The sequence below is a fragment of the Streptomyces sp. NPDC056224 genome, assembly GCF_042267665.1.
Classification (GTDB): Bacteria; Actinomycetota; Actinomycetes; order Streptomycetales; family Streptomycetaceae; genus Streptomyces.
The window spans coordinates 68,627-86,226 of record NZ_JBHJTK010000022.1 but is presented as its reverse complement, the minus strand read 5'-3'; the positions used below and the strand labels follow the sequence as shown (position 1 = coordinate 86,226).

The 17,600-nt window shown below is 71.9% G+C and carries 16 protein-coding genes; all 16 read left to right on the top strand.

Features of this window, described 5'->3' with window-relative positions:
- The first annotated feature begins 342 nt into the window (after nt 1–342).
- The 16 genes from ACFCZ1_RS24005 to ACFCZ1_RS23930 all read left to right on the top strand — a co-directional run bounded on the left by ACFCZ1_RS24005 (nt 343) and on the right by ACFCZ1_RS23930 (nt 17,584).
- The gene (locus tag ACFCZ1_RS24005) at nt 343–2,127 is read left to right on the top strand and encodes a DUF5941 domain-containing protein (protein ID WP_376680356.1); all 1,785 of its coding nucleotides are present in this window, start codon (nt 343–345) and stop codon (nt 2,125–2,127) included.
- Nucleotides 2,124–2,876: a sugar phosphate nucleotidyltransferase gene (locus tag ACFCZ1_RS24000; RefSeq protein WP_376680323.1), complete on the top strand. Its 753-nt coding sequence runs from the start codon at nt 2,124–2,126 to the stop codon at nt 2,874–2,876. Before ACFCZ1_RS24005 ends, ACFCZ1_RS24000 begins: the two co-directional genes overlap by 4 nt.
- A complete protein-coding gene (locus ACFCZ1_RS23995) occupies nt 2,864–3,925 on the top strand; it encodes an iron-containing alcohol dehydrogenase family protein (protein WP_376680322.1) in 1,062 nt (353 codons plus the stop codon). The genes ACFCZ1_RS24000 and ACFCZ1_RS23995 overlap by 13 nt, the downstream gene beginning before the upstream one ends.
- Nucleotides 3,903–4,682 (top strand): CDP-alcohol phosphatidyltransferase family protein, encoded by a 780-nt coding sequence (locus ACFCZ1_RS23990; RefSeq protein ID WP_376680321.1) that lies wholly within the window; start codon nt 3,903–3,905, stop codon nt 4,680–4,682. Before ACFCZ1_RS23995 ends, ACFCZ1_RS23990 begins: the two co-directional genes overlap by 23 nt.
- Before the next feature lie 23 nt (nt 4,683–4,705).
- Nucleotides 4,706–5,578, top strand: a complete 873-nt coding sequence (locus ACFCZ1_RS23985; protein ID WP_376680355.1) for a glycosyltransferase family 2 protein — start codon at nt 4,706–4,708, stop codon at nt 5,576–5,578.
- 94 nt (nt 5,579–5,672) lie between these two features.
- Nucleotides 5,673–6,608, top strand: coding sequence for an ABC transporter permease (locus ACFCZ1_RS23980; RefSeq protein ID WP_376680320.1), 936 nt, complete (start codon nt 5,673–5,675; stop codon nt 6,606–6,608).
- Nucleotides 6,601–7,383: an ABC transporter ATP-binding protein gene (locus tag ACFCZ1_RS23975; protein WP_376680319.1), complete on the top strand. Its 783-nt coding sequence runs from the start codon at nt 6,601–6,603 to the stop codon at nt 7,381–7,383. Before ACFCZ1_RS23980 ends, ACFCZ1_RS23975 begins: the two co-directional genes overlap by 8 nt.
- Nucleotides 7,384–7,728: 345 nt before the next feature.
- On the top strand, nt 7,729–8,658 hold the full coding sequence (hpnC, locus tag ACFCZ1_RS23970) for a squalene synthase HpnC (RefSeq protein ID WP_376680318.1): 930 nt from the start codon (nt 7,729–7,731) through the stop codon (nt 8,656–8,658).
- Complete coding sequence (gene hpnD, locus ACFCZ1_RS23965; protein ID WP_376680317.1) at nt 8,655–9,605, top strand: presqualene diphosphate synthase HpnD; 951 nt, start codon at nt 8,655–8,657, stop codon at nt 9,603–9,605. The genes hpnC and hpnD overlap by 4 nt, the downstream gene beginning before the upstream one ends.
- The gene (locus ACFCZ1_RS23960) at nt 9,605–9,787 is read left to right on the top strand and encodes a hypothetical protein (RefSeq protein WP_376680316.1); all 183 of its coding nucleotides are present in this window, start codon (nt 9,605–9,607) and stop codon (nt 9,785–9,787) included. The genes hpnD and ACFCZ1_RS23960 overlap by 1 nt, the downstream gene beginning before the upstream one ends.
- Nucleotides 9,784–11,175, top strand: coding sequence for a hydroxysqualene dehydroxylase HpnE (hpnE, locus tag ACFCZ1_RS23955; protein ID WP_376680315.1), 1,392 nt, complete (start codon nt 9,784–9,786; stop codon nt 11,173–11,175). Before ACFCZ1_RS23960 ends, hpnE begins: the two co-directional genes overlap by 4 nt.
- A 50-nt stretch (nt 11,176–11,225) precedes the next feature.
- Nucleotides 11,226–12,326 (top strand): polyprenyl synthetase family protein, encoded by a 1,101-nt coding sequence (locus ACFCZ1_RS23950; protein ID WP_376680314.1) that lies wholly within the window; start codon nt 11,226–11,228, stop codon nt 12,324–12,326.
- 107 nt (nt 12,327–12,433) lie between these two features.
- Nucleotides 12,434–14,470, top strand: a complete 2,037-nt coding sequence (shc, locus tag ACFCZ1_RS23945) for a squalene--hopene cyclase (protein WP_376680313.1) — start codon at nt 12,434–12,436, stop codon at nt 14,468–14,470.
- Between the two features lie 11 nt (nt 14,471–14,481).
- Complete coding sequence (locus tag ACFCZ1_RS23940) at nt 14,482–15,090, top strand: 1-hydroxy-2-methyl-2-butenyl 4-diphosphate reductase (protein WP_376680354.1); 609 nt, start codon at nt 14,482–14,484, stop codon at nt 15,088–15,090.
- 5 nt (nt 15,091–15,095) lie between these two features.
- Nucleotides 15,096–16,127 (top strand): adenosyl-hopene transferase HpnH, encoded by a 1,032-nt coding sequence (hpnH, locus tag ACFCZ1_RS23935; RefSeq protein ID WP_376680312.1) that lies wholly within the window; start codon nt 15,096–15,098, stop codon nt 16,125–16,127.
- Nucleotides 16,124–17,584 (top strand): aspartate aminotransferase family protein, encoded by a 1,461-nt coding sequence (locus ACFCZ1_RS23930; protein ID WP_376680311.1) that lies wholly within the window; start codon nt 16,124–16,126, stop codon nt 17,582–17,584. Before hpnH ends, ACFCZ1_RS23930 begins: the two co-directional genes overlap by 4 nt.
- Nucleotides 17,585–17,600: the final 16 nt, after the last annotated feature.

Below are 17,600 nucleotides of genomic sequence, written 5' to 3'. Positions count from 1 at the left end.
GTGCAGCGCGTGATCAGGCCCGGCCGGATGCCCGGTGGAAGAGGAAAGGGGGAGACGCACCGGAGTTCGCCGCGCACGGCAGCGACCACTACGACGGTCATCAACCCACCTCTTTCCACTCGACACGATCAGGGGCGTGTCCACCGTAACATCGACGCCGTTTGTGGTACCACGCCGTGATCGTCAATGATGATCACGCCCGGGCCCCGGGCCGGGAATCTTCGGCCCATCGGGGCGTAAACGGGTGGTGAACCCCTGCTTCCATTCATCCGATAGCCTCTGCCGACGTGTCGCCGCCCCCCAGAGGCGCCGTTCGGAATCCGTCACAAGGAGTGAGTTCGTCTGCCGACCGTCATCCTCACCGGCCTGCCGGTCCCCGGATCACCGCTCGCTGACGAGCTGCGCTCCCTCGGCTTCGACGTCCGCCCCGCCGCCGGCCCCGAGGACGCCGCCGCCGCGCTGGCCGCCGTACCCGCCGACCAGCGGGTGGCCGTCGTGGACAGTGCGTTCGTCGGGCACCTCCACGCGCTGCGCCTCGCACTGACCGACCCGCGCTTCGACGCCTGCGCGGTCACCGGCGCCCTCGCCGTCCAGCCCGGCGCCCGCGAGGCCCTCGACAAGGCCGCGGCCGACGCCCCCGCGGGCACCGGCCCGTACGCGGACCGGCTCGCCGCCGCGGTCGAGGCCTCCGGGACCGCCGTCCAGCGCCCCGAGCTCGGCACCCTCGTCGCCGCCGTCCCCGCCACCGCGGCGGACCGGGACGCGGCGAGCGCCGCCGTCGCCGCCGTCGACGACGAGGCCGTCCGCCTGCGGACCGCCGTGAAGTCCCGCGACGGCTTCTTCACCACCTTCTTCATCAGCCCGTACTCGCGCTACATCGCCCGCTGGTGCGCGCGCCGCGGCCTGACCCCGAACCAGGTCACCACCGCCTCGCTGATCACCGCGCTGATCGCGGCCGGCTGCGCCGCCACCGGCGAGCGCTGGGGCTACGTCGCGGCCGGCGTGCTGCTCCTGGTCTCCTTCGTCCTGGACTGCACCGACGGGCAGCTGGCCCGCTACTCGCTCCAGTACTCGACGATGGGCGCCTGGCTCGACGCGACCTTCGACCGGGCCAAGGAGTACTCCTTCTACGCGGGCCTCGCGCTCGGAGCGGCCCGGAACGGCGACGACGTCTGGGCCCTTGCGGTCGGCTCCATGATCCTCATGACCTGCCGGCACGTCGTCGACTTCTCCTTCAACGAGGCCAACCACGACGCGACCGCCAACACGAGTCCCACGGCGGCCCTGTCGGACAGGCTCGACAGCGTCGGCTGGACCGTCTGGGTCCGGCGGATGATCATCCTCCCGATCGGTGAGCGCTGGGCGATGATCGCGGTCCTGACCGCCTTCACCACGCCCCGGATCGTCTTCTACGCCCTGCTCGTCGGCTGCGCCTTCGGCGCGCTCTACACCACCGCCGGCCGGGTCCTGCGCTCGCTGACGCGCAAGGCGAACCGCACCGACCGGGCCGCGCAGGCCCTCGCGGACCTCGCCGACTCGGGCCCGCTCGCCGAGCTCCAGGCCAGGCTGCTGCGCGGCCGCGCCGGATCCTTCGGCTCCGTGTACGTGGCGGCCCTGGGCACGCTGCTCATGACCGGCGGCGCCCTGTACCTGCCGTTCGGCGACCCGCGGCTGACCGTCGTCGCGGTGATGTACGTCATGACCGCCGGCCTCGCCGTCGCCGCACCCCTCAAGGGCGCCCTCGACTGGCTGATCCCGCCGCTGTTCAGGGCCGCCGAGTACGTCACGGTCCTGGTGCTCGCGGCCAAGGCGGAGGTCCCCGGAGCCCTTCCGGCGGCATTCGGCCTGATCGCGGCGGTCGCCTACCATCACTACGACACGGTGTACCGCATCCGCGGTGGCACCGGCGCGCCCCCGCACTGGCTGGTGCGGACGATCGGCGGCCACGAAGGCCGGGTCCTGCTGATCACGGTCCTGGCGGCCGTCCTCGCGTCGCGCGAATCGGACTTCCCCGTCGCGCTCACGGCCCTGGCCGTGTTCGTGGCACTCGTGGTGCTCATGGAGAGCATCCGGTTCTGGGTCTCCTCCGGAGCACCCGCCGTACATGACGAAGGAGAACCAGCATGATCGGCCTTGTACTCGCTGCCGGTGCCGGACGCCGTCTGCGTCCCTACACCGACACCCTGCCCAAGGCCCTCGTGCCCGTCGGCCCCGAGGGCGACGAGGAGAGCATCACGGTTCTCGACCTGACCCTCGGCAACTTCGCCGAGGTCGGCCTCACCGAGGTCGCCGTCGTCGTCGGCTACCGCAAGGAAGCCGTGTACGCGCGCCGGGAGGCCCTGGAGGCCAAGTACGGCGTCAAGATCACGCTGATCGACAACGACAAGGCCGAGGAGTGGAACAACGCCTACTCCCTGTGGTGCGCCCGTGAGGTCCTCAAGCAGGGCGTGATCCTCGCCAACGGCGACACCGTCCACCCCGTCTCCGTCGAGAAGACCCTGCTCGCCGCCCGCGGCAACGGCCAGAAGATCATCCTCGCCCTCGACACGGTCAAGAACCTGGCCGACGAGGAGATGAAGGTCGTCACCGCCGACGGCGAGGGCGTGCGGAAGATCACCAAGCTGATGGACCCGGCCGACGCGACGGGCGAGTACATCGGGGTCACCCTCATCGAGGCCGAGGCCGCCGAGCAGCTGGCCGAAGCGCTGAAGACCACCTTCGAGCGCGACCCCGACCTCTACTACGAGGACGGCTACCAGCAGCTGGTCAATGACGGCTTCACCATCGACGTGGCACCCATCGGCGACGTCAGGTGGGTCGAGATCGACAACCACGACGACCTCGCCAAGGGCCGGACGATCGCATGCCAGTACTGACGAGGCTCATCCCCTCGCCCGTCGTCGTCGACATCAGCCGCGGGGCCATGGACGACCTGGCCGGCCTCCTGGCCGACCAGCGGATCTCCGCGTCCGGCAAGCTGGCGATCGCGATCAGCGGCGGCTCCGGCGTCGCGCTGCGCGCCAAGCTGGAGCCCGTACTGCCGCACGCCGACTGGTACGCGGTCGTCGACGGCACCATCGACTCCGCGGTCAAGCTGGCCGACGACATAAAGGGCCGCCGCTACGACGCCGTCGTGGGCCTGGGCGGCGGCAAGATCATCGACGTGGCGAAGTACGCCGCGGCGCGGGTCGGCCTGCCCATGGTGGCTGTCGCCACCAACCTCTCGCACGACGGCATCTGCTCGCCGGTGTCCATCCTGGACAACGACAACGGCCGCGGTTCCTACGGCGTCCCCACGCCGATCGCCATGGTGATCGACCTCGACGTGATCAAGGAAGCCCCGGTGCGGTTCATCCGCGCCGGCGTCGGCGACGCGATCTCCAACATCTCGGCCATCGCCGACTGGGAGCTCTCGCACGAGATCACCGGCGAGCCCGTCGACGGCCTGGCCGCCGCCATGGCCCGTACGGCCGGCCAGTCGGTGCTGCGCCACCCGGGCGGATGCGGCGACGACGAGTTCCTCACCGTGCTCTCCGAGGCCCTGGTCCTCACCGGCATCGCCATGTCGATCAGCGGGGACACCCGCCCCGCCTCCGGCGCCTGCCACGAGATCAGCCACGCCTTCGACCTGCTCTACCCGGGGCGCTCCGCGCTCCACGGCGAGCAGGTCGGCCTCGGCGCCGCGTTCGCGATGCACCTGCGCGGGGCCGGGGAGCAGTCCGGCCTCTTCGTCGAGGTGCTGCGCCGGCACGGCCTGCCGGTGACCCCGGAGGAGATCGGCTTCAGCATCGACGAGTTCGTCACGGCCGTCGAGTACGCCCCCCAGACCCGCCCGGGACGTTTCACGGTCCTGGAGCACCTCAACCTGTCCGCCGCCGAGATCAGGGACGCTTACGCCGACTATGCCAAGACCATCCGTAGCTGAACTCCGGCCCGTCGTGCACCCGGCGGGCGTCAAGGACCGGGTCAGTGGCGAGCACTGGGGCGGGCGCCTCTACATGCGCGAGATCTCCCTGCGCATCACCCGCCACCTGGTCACCACCAAGGTCACGCCGAACCAGCTGACCTACGTGATGACCCTGGCCGGTGTCCTCGCTGCCCCCGCCCTGCTGGTGCCGGGCATCTGGGGCGCCGTCCTCGGCGTCGTCATGGTCCAGCTGTACCTGCTGCTCGACTGCGTCGACGGCGAGGTCGCCCGCTGGAAGAAGCAGTTCTCGCTCTCCGGCGTGTACCTCGACCGGGTCGGTGCCTACCTGTGCGACGCGGCGGTGCTGGTCGGGTTCGGCCTGCGCGCCTCCGACCTGTGGGGCACCGGGCGGATCGACTGGCTGTGGGCCTTCCTGGGCACCCTCGCGGCGCTCGGCGCGATCCTGATCAAGGCCGAGACCGACCTGGTCGGTGTCGCCCGCCACCAGGCCGGGAAGCCGGTGGTCAAGGACGCGGCGGCCGAGCCGCGCTCGTCCGGCATGGCGCTCGCCCGCCGGGCCGCGGCCGCGCTGAAGTTCCACCGCCTCGTCCTCGGCATAGAGGCCTCGCTGCTGATCCTCGTGCTGGCCGTCATGGACCAGGTCCACGGCGACCTGTTCTTCTCCCGGATCGGCGTCGCCGTACTCGCCGGCATCGCGATGCTGCAGACGGTGCTGCACCTGGTCTCGGTCCTCGCCTCGAGCAGGCTGCGATGACATCGAACAGCGCGACCGCCCCGATGCGGCTGGGCGCCGTGATCATCACCATGGGCAACCGGCCCGACGAGCTCAAGGCGCTCCTCGACTCGGTGGCCCGGCAGGACGGCGAACCGGTCGAGGTCGTCGTCGTCGGCCAGGGCGTCGAGGTCACCGGCCTGCCCGAGGGCGTGCGCTCCGTCACGCTGCCCGAGAACCTGGGCATCCCCGGCGGGCGCAACGTCGGCATCGAGGCCTTCGGCCCCGGCGGCAGCGACGTGGACGCCCTGCTCTTCCTGGACGACGACGGCCTGCTGGAGCGCACCGACACCGCCGAGCTGTGCCGCCAGGCCTTCTCAGAGGACCCCCGGCTCGGGATCGTCAGCTTCCGGATCGCGGACCCCGAGACCGGTGTGACCCAGCGCCGGCACGTGCCGCGGCTGCGCGCCGCGGACCCGATGCGCTCCTCCCGGGTGACCACGTTCCTGGGCGGCGCCAACGCCGTCCGCACGAGGGTGATCGGGCAGGTCGGAGCGCTTCCGGGGGAGTTCTTCTACGCGCACGAGGAGACCGACCTGGCCTGGCGTGCCCTCGACGCCGGGTGGCTGATCGACTACCGGGCGGACATGGTGCTGCTGCACCCGGCGACCGCCCCCTCCCGGCACGCGGTCTACCACCGTATGGTGGCCCGTAACCGGGTGTGGCTCGCCCGCCGCAACCTGCCCGCCCCGCTGGTCCCGGTCTACCTGGGCGTCTGGCTCCTGCTGACGCTCCTGCGCAGGCCCTCGGTGCCCGCGCTCAAGGCCTGGTTCGGCGGATTCAGGGAGGGATGGACCACTCCCTGCGGTCCCCGCCGCCCGATGAAATGGCGTACGGTCTGGCGGTTGACCCGGCTGGGCCGACCACCTGTCATCTGACAAGCCCGCGTCTGGGAACATGGCGCGATCACGGGCTTCGCGCCACCAGCCTGATGCCCCTCATGCCGCATCTTGAAGACGAAAGTTTCAACTTGTGAGTGACACAACCCACGACGGCGCCCTCGCCACGAGCAGGCCGCCGTCCGACGACGCGGGGCTGAGCCCCGCGGAGCTCGCCAGGAAGTACGGCCTCTCCGTGAGCGGCGCACGGCCCGGTCTGGGCGAGTACGTGCGGCAGCTCTGGGGCCGGCGCCACTTCATCATGGCCTTCTCCCGGGCCAAGCTGGTCGCGCAGTACAGCCAGGCGAAGCTCGGCCAGGTCTGGCAGGTGGCGACCCCGCTGCTGAACGCGCTGGTGTACTACCTGATCTTCGGCCTGATCCTGAACGCGGGCCGGGGCATGGAGAAGGGGGTCTACATCCCCTTCCTGGTGACGGGTATCTTCGTCTTCACCTTCACCCAGAGCTCGCTGATGGCGGGAGTCCGGGCCATCCCCGGCAACCTGGGCCTGGTCCGCGCCCTGCACTTCCCGCGCGCCTCCCTGCCGATCTCGTTCTCGATGCAGCAGCTGCAGCAGCTGCTGTACTCGATGATCGTCGTGGTGGTCGTCACGGTCGGCTTCGGCAACTACCCGAGGCTGTCGTGGCTGCTGGTCATCCCGACCCTGGTGCTCCAGTTCGTCTTCAACACCGGCCTCGCGCTGGTCTTCGCGCGGATGGGTTCCAAGACCCCCGACCTCGCGCAGCTCATGCCGTTCATCACGCGTACGTGGATGTACGCCTCGGGCGTCATGTTCTCGATCAGCGGGGCGCTCGAGGAGAGGGACGTGCCCGCGTGGGTCTCGGACGTGCTCCAGTGGAACCCGGCGGCGATCTACATGGACCTGGTCCGGTTCGCGCTGATCGACGAGTACGGACGGGAGAACCTGCCGCCGCACGTCTGGGCGTTCGCGGTCGGCTGGGCCGTCGTGATCGGCCTCGGCGGATTCGTGTACTTCTGGAAGGCTGAGGAGCGTTACGGCCGTGGCTGAGAACACCCGGGGACGCGTCCCCACCGTCATCGCCGACGGCGTCCACATCGTCTACCGCGTCAACACCGGCAGCTCCGGCAAGGGCAGCGCCACCGCGGCGCTCAGCAAGATAATGCGCCGGGGCAAGGGCGACGCGCCGGGCGTCCGCCGGGTCCACGCCGTACGCGGGGTCTCCTTCACCGCGTACCGCGGCGAGGCGATCGGCCTCATCGGCTCGAACGGCTCCGGCAAGTCGACCCTGCTGCGCGCCATCGCGGGCCTCCTGCCCTGCGAGGAGGGCAAGGTCTACACCGACGGCCAGCCCTCGCTGCTGGGCGTGAACGCGGCGCTGATGAACGACCTCACCGGCGAGCGCAACATCGTCCTCGGCGGTCTCGCGATGGGCATGAGCCGCGAGCAGATCAAGGAGCGCTACCAGGGCATCGTCGACTTCTCGGGCATCAACGAGAAGGGCGACTTCATTTCCCTGCCGATGCGCACCTACTCCTCCGGTATGGCGGCGCGACTGCGCTTCTCCATCGCGGCGGCCAAGGACCACGACGTCCTGATGATCGACGAGGCGCTGGCCACCGGTGACCGCAGCTTCCAGGTGCGTTCCGAGAACCGCATCCGCGAACTGCGGGAGAAGGCCGGTACGGTCTTTCTCGTGAGCCACAACAACAAGTCCATCCGTGACACCTGTGACCGGGTGCTGTGGCTGGAAAGGGGCGAGCTCCTGATGGACGGACCCACGGAAGAAGTCGTCTCGGCATATGAGAAGGCGTCCAACGGCTGACGCGGATTCCGCACTCCGCGGCCGGCTTCCGGGGCCCCCTCCGCTCAGCGCGGCGGGGGCCCCGGCATGTCCCGGCATTTCCCCGGCGACATTCAGTGGCGCGACGAATACCCGAGCGGTCCCGGCGGCGTTGTACAGCGTAAGCTGAAGCAGTCCTGAATCGCGGCAAGAGGGGACGATTCCCCGCAGGTGAACGGCCTGGGGCGGCCCGGGTAAAACCCGGGCGGCGTGTCCGAAATAGGATGTATTGGGTCCGCAGTGTAGAACGGGAGATGTGACGGCAATGGCTACGGGAATTCTCCGTCCCCCAGGCACTAGGGCCGTCCCCGCCCCGGGCGGCGGGCGGTGACGCCGGCGGACGGCATCCGCCCCCTGTCCGACACCGTCCACGCGCGCGCCACCCTCGGCAAGGCCGCGTCGGAGAACTTCCCCGTCGCCCCCGTATTCCTGCCCCGTGCCTGGCGGGACGGCCTGATGGCGGTCTACGGCTACGCCCGCCTCGTCGACGACATCGGCGACGGCGACCTCGCCCCCGGCGGACGCGACGCCGTGCTGCTGGGCCTCGACCCCGCCGCCGCCGGCGACCGGCTCGCCCTGCTCGACGCCGTCGAGGCCGACCTGCGGCGCGTGTTCGGCGGCCACGACGGTCCGCCGCGCCACCCGCTGGTGCTGGCCCTCCAGCCCGTCGTCCGCGCCCACGGCCTCACCCCGGAGCCCTTCCTCGGGCTCATCGAGGCCAACCGCCAGGACCAGCGGGTCGCGCGCTACGAGACGTACGGGGACCTGCTCGCCTACTGCGAGCTCTCGGCCAACCCCGTGGGGCGCCTCGTGCTGTCCCTCACCGGCACCAGCACCCCCGAGCGGGTCCGCCGCTCCGACGCCGTCTGCACCGCCCTGCAGATCGCCGAACACCTCCAGGACGTCACCGAGGACCTCGGCCGGAACCGGATCTACCTTCCCGCGCAGGACATGCGGCGTTTCCACGTCACCGAGGCCGACCTCAAGGCGCCGTCCGCCGGTGCGTCCGTACGCTCGCTGGTCGCGTTCGAAGTCGAACGCGCACGCGAACTCCTGAATGAAGGCACCCCGCTGGTGGGTAGCGTGCACGGCAGGCTCCGGCTGCTGCTCGCGGGCTTCGTGGGAGGAGGGCGCGCCGCCCTGAACGCGATCGCGGCCGCCGGTTTCGACGTGGCACCCGGCCCGCCCAAGCCCACCAGGAGCGGCCTGCTCCGCGAGGTGGTCGCCGTCCTGCGCACTGCGCCGAGAAAGGGGTGAGCCCCACCGTGGAGGGCCCCACACACGCGTCCGCCCAGGTCATGGCGGCCTACAGCTACTGCGAGGCCGTCACCGGGTCGCAGGCGCGCAACTTCGCGTACGGCATCCGGCTGCTGCCCACCGACAAGCGCCAGGCGATGTCCGCGCTGTACGCCTTCTCCCGGCGCGTCGACGACATCGGCGACGGCGCGCTGGCGCCCGCCGCGAAGCTGGCCCGGCTGGAGGAGACCCGCGCCCTCCTCGGCCGGATCCGCGCCGAGGAGATCGACGACGACGACACCGACCCCGTCGCCGTGGCCCTCGCGCACGCCGCGCAGCGCTTCCCGATCCCGCTCGGCGGCCTCGACGAACTCATCGACGGCGTCCTGATGGACGTGCGCGGCGAGACGTACGAGACCTGGGACGACCTCAAGGCCTACTGCCGCTGCGTGGCCGGAGCCATCGGGCGGCTCTCGCTCGGCGTGTTCGGCACGGCGCCGGGCGCGCCCGACTCCGCCCGCGCGGCGGAGTACGCCGACACGCTCGGACTCGCCCTGCAACTCACCAACATCCTCAGGGACGTTCGCGAAGACGCCGCCAACGGCCGCACCTACCTGCCCGCCGAGGACCTCGCCAAGTTCGGCTGCTCGCAAGCCCTCCACAGCGACCGGGCGCCCGCGGGCTCCGACTTCGCCGGGCTGGTCCACCACGAAGTCCGCCGCGCCCGCGCCCTGTTCGCCGAGGGCTACCGGCTGCTGCCCATGCTGGACCGCCGCAGCGGCGCCTGCGTGGCCGCCATGGCCGGCATCTACCGGCGCCTCCTCGACCGCATCGAACGGGAACCGGAGGCGGTACTGCGGGGCCGGGTCTCGCTGCCGACCCACGAGAAGGCGTACGTCGCCGTGCGCGGCCTCTCGGGCCTCGACGCGCGCACGATCTCCCGCCAGAGCGCCCGGCGGCGGGCCTGATGACCCTGCCCCCGACCGCCCCGCCGGTCTTCGCCGTGCCCCAGGTCCGCCGCCCGGCCGCGCCCTGGGCCCCGGAGGCAACCGGCCGGCCCCCGGCCGCGTCTCTCCCGGCGGGCTCGGCCCCCGCGCGGGACCGGCAGTACCGGCCGACGGGCGAGCGCACCACCGGGGAGGGCTCATGAGCGGCGGCGACCACCGCACGGAGCAGCGCGCCGTCGTCGTCGGCGGGGGACTCGCCGGGGTCACCGCCGCCCTCGAACTCGCAGGCGCCGGGCTCCAGGTGACCCTGCTGGAGGGCCGCCCCCGGCTCGGCGGCCTCGCCTTCTCCTTCAAGCGCGGTGAGCTCACCGTCGACAACGGCCAGCACGTCTACCTGCGCTGCTGCACCGCCTACCGGTGGTTCCTCGACCGTGTCGACGGCGCGCACCTCGCCCCCGTCCAGGACCGGCTCGACGTGCCCGTCCTCGACGTCGCCCACCCCCGCGGCCCGCGCCTGGGGCGGCTGCGCCGCAGCTCCCTGCCGGTGCCCCTGCACCTGGCCGCCTCCCTGGCCCGCTACCCCCACCTGTCCCTCGCGGAGCGCGCCGGAGTAGGCCGCGCCGCCCTCGCGCTGCGCCGCCTCGACCCCGCCGACCCGGCGCTGGACGGCCTGGACTTCGCGACCTGGCTCGGCCGCTACGGCCAGTCCGCCCGGACCGTCGAAGCCCTGTGGGACCTCGTCGGCATCGCGACCCTCAACGCCACCGCCGACCAGTCCTCGCTGGGCCTGGCCGCGATGGTCTTCAAGACCGGGCTGCTCTCCGAGAACGGCGCGGCCGACATCGGCTGGGCCCGCGTACCGCTCGGCGACCTGCACGACACGCTCGCCCGCAAGGCGCTCGACGCGGCCGGGGTACGGACCGAGCTGCGCACCCGGGTCACCTGCGTCTCCCGTGCGCCCGAGGGGAACTGGCGGGTCGACACCGAGGAGGAGTCCCTCGACGCGGACACCGTCGTGCTCGCCGTCCCCCAGCGCGAGGCCCACGGGCTGCTCCCGCCCGGGGCGCTGGCCGACCCCGACAAGCTCCTCGACATCGGCACCGCGCCGATCCTCAACGTCCACGTCGTCTACGACCGCAAGGTGCTCAAGGCGCCGTTCTTCGCGGCGCTCGGCTCCCCGGTGCAGTGGGTCTTCGACCGCACCGACGCCTCCGGACTCCCCGACGGCGGCCAGTACCTGGCGCTGTCCCAGTCCGTCGCCCAGGACGACATCGACGAGCCCGTCTCGGTGCTGCGCGCCAAGTACCTGCCCGAGCTGGAGCGGCTGCTGCCCGCGGTGCGCGGCGCCAAGGTACGGGACTTCTTCGTCACCCGGGAGCGGACGGCCACCTTCGCCCCCACACCCGGCGTCGGCCGGCTGCGCCCCGGGGCGCGGACCGACACGCCGGGGCTTTACCTGGCCGGTGCGTGGACTGCCACCGGCTGGCCCGCGACCATGGAGAGCGCCGTGCGGAGCGGACTGAACGCGGCACACGCCGCGCTCGCCGCGCTCGGCCGCCCCCGCGAACACCCTCTGCAGGAGGCGGCATGACCACCACCAGCACTACCGGCACAGCACGTACAGGAACCAGAGGAGAGCCAGTGAACCCGGGGAATCCGGCTGTCGAGAACACGGATGCCAGTGTGGGCACGGCCGGAGGGGGCGTGGAGAAGGCGGACACGATCGCCCTCCTGGAACGCGGCCGCACGCTGTCGACTCCCGTGCTCCGCGCCGCCGTCGACCGGCTCGCGGCGCCCATGGACACCGTCGCCGCCTACCACTTCGGCTGGATCGACGCCCACGGCAACCCGGCGGACGGCGACGGCGGCAAGGCCGTGCGCCCCGCGCTCGCACTGCTCTCCGCCGAGGCGGCGGGCGCCCCGCCCGAGGTCGGCATCCCCGGCGCGGTCGCCGTCGAACTCGTGCACAACTTCTCGCTGCTGCACGACGACCTGATGGACGGCGACGAGCAGCGCCGCCACCGCGACACGGTGTGGAAGGTGCACGGTCCCGCCCAGGCGATCCTGGTCGGCGACGCGCTCTTCGCCCTCGCCAACGAGGTGCTGCTGGAGCTCGGCACCGTCGAGGCGGGCCGCGCGGCCCGCCGGCTGACCACCGCCTCCCGCAAGCTCATCGACGGCCAGGCGCAGGACATCTCCTACGAGCACCGCGAACGCGTCAGCGTCGAGGAGTGCCTGGAGATGGAGGGGAACAAGACGGGCGCCCTGCTCGCCTGCGCGGTGTCCATCGGCGCCGTGCTCGGCGGCGCGGACGACCGTACGGCCGACAAGCTGGAGGAGTACGGCTACCACCTGGGCCTCGCCTTCCAGGCCGTGGACGACCTCCTCGGCATCTGGGGCGACCCGGAGGCCACCGGCAAGCAGACCTGGAGCGACCTGCGCCAGCGCAAGAAGTCCCTGCCGGTGGTCGCCGCCCTCGCGGCGGGCGGACCGGCCTGCGAGGAGCTCGCCGAGCTGCTCGCCGCCGACGCCAAGAGCAACGATTTCGAGAACTTCTCGGAGGAGGAGTTCGCGGCCCGCGCGGCGCTCATCGAGGCGGCCGGCGGCCGTCGGTGGACGGCGGACGAGGCGCGCCGCCAGCACGCCGTGGCGATCAGGGCCCTGGACGACGTCGACATGCCGCAGCGGGTCCGCGACCAGCTCGTGGCCCTCGCCGACTTCGTCGTCGTGCGCAAGCGGTGACCGCCACCGGGCGGCGGATATGACTCGCGAGTCGCCGGCCGGCGCGACGTGGCGCCGGCCGACGGCAGACCCCAGCACAGCACAGGACACTGTTCTAAGGGGAAGCCATGACAGCGACGACCGACGGCAGCGCGGAGAGCGCTGGCGCTGGTAGCACGACGACCGAAGCCGGCCCGTGGCCGGGCCGGGTCGGGGACTGGGCCGCCGTGGAGCTGCCCGAGCCCCCGGACGGCAAGGAGCAGGCCGCGTACGGCGCCGCCGCGCGAGCGGTCCGCCAGCTGCTGGGCCGCCAGGACCCCGCGGGGTGGTGGAAGGGAACCCTCCAGACCAACGTCACCATGGACGCCGAGGACCTGCTGCTCCGGCAGTTCCTCGGGATCCGGGACGAGGCCACCACCCACGCCGCCGCCCTGTTCATCCGCGGCGAGCAGCGGGACGACGGCACCTGGGCCACCTTCCACAGCGGACCGCCCGAACTCTCCGCCACCATCGAGGCGTACGTGGCCCTGCGCCTCGCCGGGGACGCCCCCGACGCCCCGCACATGGCCCGCGCGTCGGCCTGGATCCGCGCCCACGGAGGGATCGCCGCCGCCCGCGTCTTCACCCGGATCTGGCTGGCGCTCTTCGGCTGGTGGCGCTGGGAACACCTGCCCGAGCTCCCTCCCGAGCTGGTGTTCCTGCCGCCCTGGGTGCCGCTGAACATCTACGACTTCGGCTGCTGGGCCCGCCAGACCATCGTCCCGCTCACGGTGGTCTCCGCGCTGCGCCCCGTCCGCCCCGCCCCCTTCACACTGGACGAGCTGCACGCCGACGCGCGGGAGCCGAACCCCGCCAGGGACCTGGCTCCGCTGGCCAGTTGGGACGGCGCCTTCCAGCGGATGGACAAGGCCCTGCACGTCTACCGGCGCTTCGCCCCCCGCCGGCTGCGCAAGGCGGCCATGGCCGCCGCCGCCCGCTGGATCATCGAGCGCCAGGAGAACGACGGCTGCTGGGGCGGCATCCAGCCACCCGCCGTGTACTCCGTCATCGCCCTGCACCTGCTCGGCTACGACCTCGGGCACCCGGTGATGCGCGCCGGACTGGAATCCCTGGACCGGTTCGCGGTGTGGCGCGAGGACGGCGCCCGGATGATCGAGGCCTGCCAGTCCCCGGTCTGGGACACCTGCCTCGCCGCGATCGCACTGGCCGACGCCGGCCTGCGCCCCGACCACCCGGCGCTGGTCAAGGCCGCGGACTGGATGCTCGGCGAGGAGATCGTCCGCAGCGGGGACTGGGCGGTACGGCGGCCCGGACTCGCCCCCGGTGGCTGGGCGTTCGAGTTCCACAACGACAACTACCCCGACATCGACGACACCGCCGAGGTCGTCCTCGCGCTGCGCCGCATCAGGCATCCCGACCCTGCCCGGGTTGAGGCGGCCATCGCCCGCGGGGTGTCCTGGAACCTCGGCATGCAGTCGAAGAACGGCGCCTGGGGCGCCTTCGACGCCGACAACACCAGCCCCCTCCCGAACAGGCTGCCCTTCTGCGACTTCGGCGAGGTCATCGACCCGCCCTCCGCGGACGTCACCGCCCACGTCGTGGAGATGCTCGCCTTCGAGGGCCGGGCGGGCGACGCCCGGACCCGGCGCGGCATCGCCTGGCTGCTCGCCGAACAGGAGCCCGAAGGAGCCTGGTTCGGCCGCTGGGGCACCAACTACATCTACGGGACCGGGTCGGTGGTGCCGGCCCTCACCGCGGCCGGCCTCGCCCCGGGGCATCCCGCGATCCGGCGAGCCGTGCGCTGGCTGGAATCCGTACAGAACGGGGACGGCGGCTGGGGCGAGGACCAGCGCTCCTACAAGGACCGCTCCTGGGCGGGGAAGGGCGCCTCCACCGCCTCGCAGACCGCGTGGGCGCTGATGGCCCTGCTGTCGGCCGGGGAGCGGGACGCCGTGGCCGTCGAGCGGGGCATCGCCTACCTGGTCGAGACCCAGCAGGCGGACGGCTCCTGGGACGAGCCGTACTTCACGGGCACCGGCTTCCCCTGGGACTTCTCCATCAACTACCACCTGTACCGGCAGGTGTTCCCGCTCACCGCGCTCGGCCGCTACCTGTACGGGGAACCCGGCGCCGCGGCCGGGCCCGCGGCCGTGGAGATCCGGTGACCACCCCGCTGATGGTCGCCTGCGCCCTGCGCATCGAGCAGGCGGCGCTGCGCGGCGCGGGCCGCGGCGCGCCCGACGCGTACGCCCTGCTGCGCACGGGCATGGGCCCGCGCGCCGCCGAGCGGGCCGTGGGCCGGGCACTGGCCCGGCCCGGGATGGGCCGGGCCGCCGTCCTCGCGACCGGGTTCTGCGCCGGGCTGGTCCCCGGCATGAACCCCGGCGACCTGGTCCTCGCCGAGGAGACCCGGGACGCGCACGGGGCCGTCCCGTGCACGGGTACCCCCCTGCTCGCCGAGGCGCTGGCCCGGGCCGCCCCGGGCCGTGCCGTGCACATCGGCGTACTGACCGGATCCGACCACGTCGTCCGCGGCCAGGAGCGCGCGCGGCTGCGCGCCACCGGCGCGATCGCGGTCGACATGGAGTCCGCGGCCACTTTGCGGACCGCCACCCGTGGCAGCGGCCGTCCGGTTGCGGCCGTCCGGGTGGTCGTGGACGCTCCGGAGCATGAGCTCGTCCGTATCGGCACCGTCCGCGGTGGAATATCGGCCTTCCGCGTACTACGTGCCGTACTGCCCGCGTTCTACGAATGGCACCGTTCTTTGCTGCTCCCCAGGAGGTGAGCCAGATGGCCATGCCGCTGCGCCAGACCATCAGGGTCGGGACCTATCTTCTCGAACAGAAGTTGCGGAAGCGTGAGAAGTTCCCGCTGATCGTCGAGCTGGAACCGCTCTACGCCTGCAACCTGGCCTGTGAAGGGTGCGGGAAGATCCAGCATCCGGCCGGGGTGCTCAAGCAGCGCATGCCGGTGGCCCAGGCGGTCGGCGCCGTGCTGGAGTCCGGCGCTCCCATGGTGTCCATCGCGGGCGGCGAGCCCTTGATGCACCCGCAGATCCACGAGATCGTCCGTCAGTTGGTGGCGCGGCGAAAGTACGTCTTCCTCTGCACCAACGCCATGCTCCTGCGCAAGAAGATCGAGAAGTTCACCCCGTCCCCGTACTTCGCCTTCGCCGTGCACATCGACGGCCTGCGCGAACGGCACGACGAGTCGGTGGCCAAGGAAGGCGTCTTCGACGAGGCCGTCGCGGCCATCAAGGAGGCGAAGAGGCGCGGGTTCCGGGTGACCACCAACTCCACCTTCTTCAACACGGACACTCCGCAGACGATCATCGAGGTACTCAACTACCTGAATGACGAACTCCAGGTGGACGAGATGATGATCTCGCCCGCCTATGCCTACGAAAAGGCCCCCGACCAGGAGCACTTCCTCGGCGTGGAACAGACCCGCGAACTCTTCAGGAAGGCCTTCGCGGGCGGCAACCGCAGGCGCTGGCGGCTCAACCACTCGCCGCTCTTCCTGGACTTCCTGGAAGGAAAGGCCGATTTCCCCTGCACGGCCTGGGCCATTCCGAATTACTCCCTCTTCGGCTGGCAGCGCCCCTGCTATCTGATGAGCGACGGCTACGTGCCCACGTACCGGGAACTCATCAACGACACCGACTGGAGCAAGTACGGCCGGGGCAAGGACCCGCGCTGCGCGAACTGCATGGCGCACTGCGGCTACGAGCCGACCGCCGTCCTCGCCACCATGGGCTCCCTCAAGGAGTCCCTGCGCGCGGCCAGGGAGACGGTCGGCGGCAACCGGGACAAGTCGGCATGACGCCGGCCGGACAAGGCCCGGGCGGACAGGGCCCGGGCGGCTTGGGCCCCGGCGGCCTGGGGAAGGGCGGCCGGCACAGTGGCTTCGACCTCGGCGCCCTGCTGGCCGAGCGCGGCGGCGAGCGGTACGAGCTGCACGCCCGGCACCTCAACCACCAGCTGCCCCGGATGCTGCACACCATCGGCTTCGACAAGGTCTACGAACGGGCCGAGGGAGCCCACTTCTGGGACGCCGAGGGCAACGACTACCTCGACATGCTGGCCGGGTTCGGGGTGATGGGCCTGGGCCGGCACCACCCCGTGGTCCGCCGCGCCCTGCACGACGTCCTGGACGCCCAGCTCGCCGACCTCACCCGCTTCGACTGCCAGCCGCTGCCCGGGCTGCTCGCGGAGAAGCTGCTCTCGTACAGCCCGCACCTGGACCGCGTCTTCTTCGGCAACAGCGGCACCGAGGCGGTGGAGACGGCCCTGAAATTCGCCCGGTACGCCACCGGGCGGCCCAGGATCCTCTACTGCGACCACGCCTTCCACGGGCTCACGACGGGGTCGCTCTCGGTCAACGGCGAAGGCGGCTTCCGGGACGGTTTCGCGCCGCTGCTCCCCGACACGAAGGTCGCGCTGGGGGACCTGGGCGCACTGGAGCGGGAGCTGAAGCGCGGCGACGTGGCCGCCTTCGTCGTCGAGCCGATCCAGGGCAAGGGGGTGCTCGCCGCCCCGCCCGGCTTCCTGCTCGCGGCGCAGGAGCTGCTGCGCCGGCACAAGGCCCTGCTGATCGCGGACGAGGTGCAGACCGGCCTCGGCCGCACCGGCGATTTCTATGCGTACCAGCACGAGCCGGGCGTGGAACCGGATCTGGTGTGCGTGGCCAAGGCCCTGTCGGGTGGGTACGTGCCGGTCGGCGCGACCCTGGGCAAGGACTGGATCTTCAAGAAGGTCTACTCGTCCATGGACCGGGTGCTCGTGCACTCCGCGAGCTTCGGCTCCAACGCGCAGGCGATGGCGGCCGGGCTGGCGGTGCTGTCGGTCATGGAGGACGAGGAGGTCGTGGCCCGTGCCCGCGCCGTGGGGGACCTGCTGCGCGGGCGGCTCGCCGCCCTGGTGGGCGAGTACGAGCTGCTGCACGAGGTGCGGGGGCGCGGCTTGATGATCGGCATCGAGTTCGGCCGGCCGTCCTCGCTGGGGCTGCGCAGCCGGTGGACCATGCTGCAGGCGGCCCGCAAGGGGCTCTTCGCGCAGATGGTCGTCGTGCCGCTGCTGCAGAAGCACCGGATCCTCACCCAGGTGTCCGGGGACCACCTCGAAGTGATCAAGCTCATCCCGCCGCTGATCGTGGACGAGCGGGACGTCGACCGGTTCGTCGGCGCCTTCCGGGACGTCATGGACGAGGCGCACGGCGGCTCGGGGCTGATGTGGGACTTCGGCAGGACCCTGGTGAAGCAGGCCGTCGGCAACCGGTGACGGCCTGCGGCGGCGT

What these genes read in the sequence shown, in the direction of transcription:
- ACFCZ1_RS24000 (WP_376680323.1), top strand. Translation starts at nt 2,124, where the DNA reads ATGATCGGCCTTGTACTCGCTGCCGGTGCCGGACGCCGTCTGCGTCCC.
- ACFCZ1_RS23995 (WP_376680322.1), top strand. Translation starts at nt 2,864, where the DNA reads ATGCCAGTACTGACGAGGCTCATCCCCTCGCCCGTCGTCGTCGACATC.
- ACFCZ1_RS23990 (WP_376680321.1), top strand. Translation starts at nt 3,903, where the DNA reads ATGCCAAGACCATCCGTAGCTGAACTCCGGCCCGTCGTGCACCCGGCG.
- ACFCZ1_RS23985 (WP_376680355.1), top strand. Translation starts at nt 4,706, where the DNA reads ATGCGGCTGGGCGCCGTGATCATCACCATGGGCAACCGGCCCGACGAG.
- ACFCZ1_RS23960 (WP_376680316.1), top strand. Translation starts at nt 9,605, where the DNA reads ATGACCCTGCCCCCGACCGCCCCGCCGGTCTTCGCCGTGCCCCAGGTC.
- hpnE (WP_376680315.1), top strand. Translation starts at nt 9,784, where the DNA reads ATGAGCGGCGGCGACCACCGCACGGAGCAGCGCGCCGTCGTCGTCGGC.
- shc (WP_376680313.1), top strand. Translation starts at nt 12,434, where the DNA reads ATGACAGCGACGACCGACGGCAGCGCGGAGAGCGCTGGCGCTGGTAGC.
- ACFCZ1_RS23940 (WP_376680354.1), top strand. Translation starts at nt 14,482, where the DNA reads ATGGTCGCCTGCGCCCTGCGCATCGAGCAGGCGGCGCTGCGCGGCGCG.
- hpnH (WP_376680312.1), top strand. Translation starts at nt 15,096, where the DNA reads ATGGCCATGCCGCTGCGCCAGACCATCAGGGTCGGGACCTATCTTCTC.
- ACFCZ1_RS23930 (WP_376680311.1), top strand. Translation starts at nt 16,124, where the DNA reads ATGACGCCGGCCGGACAAGGCCCGGGCGGACAGGGCCCGGGCGGCTTG.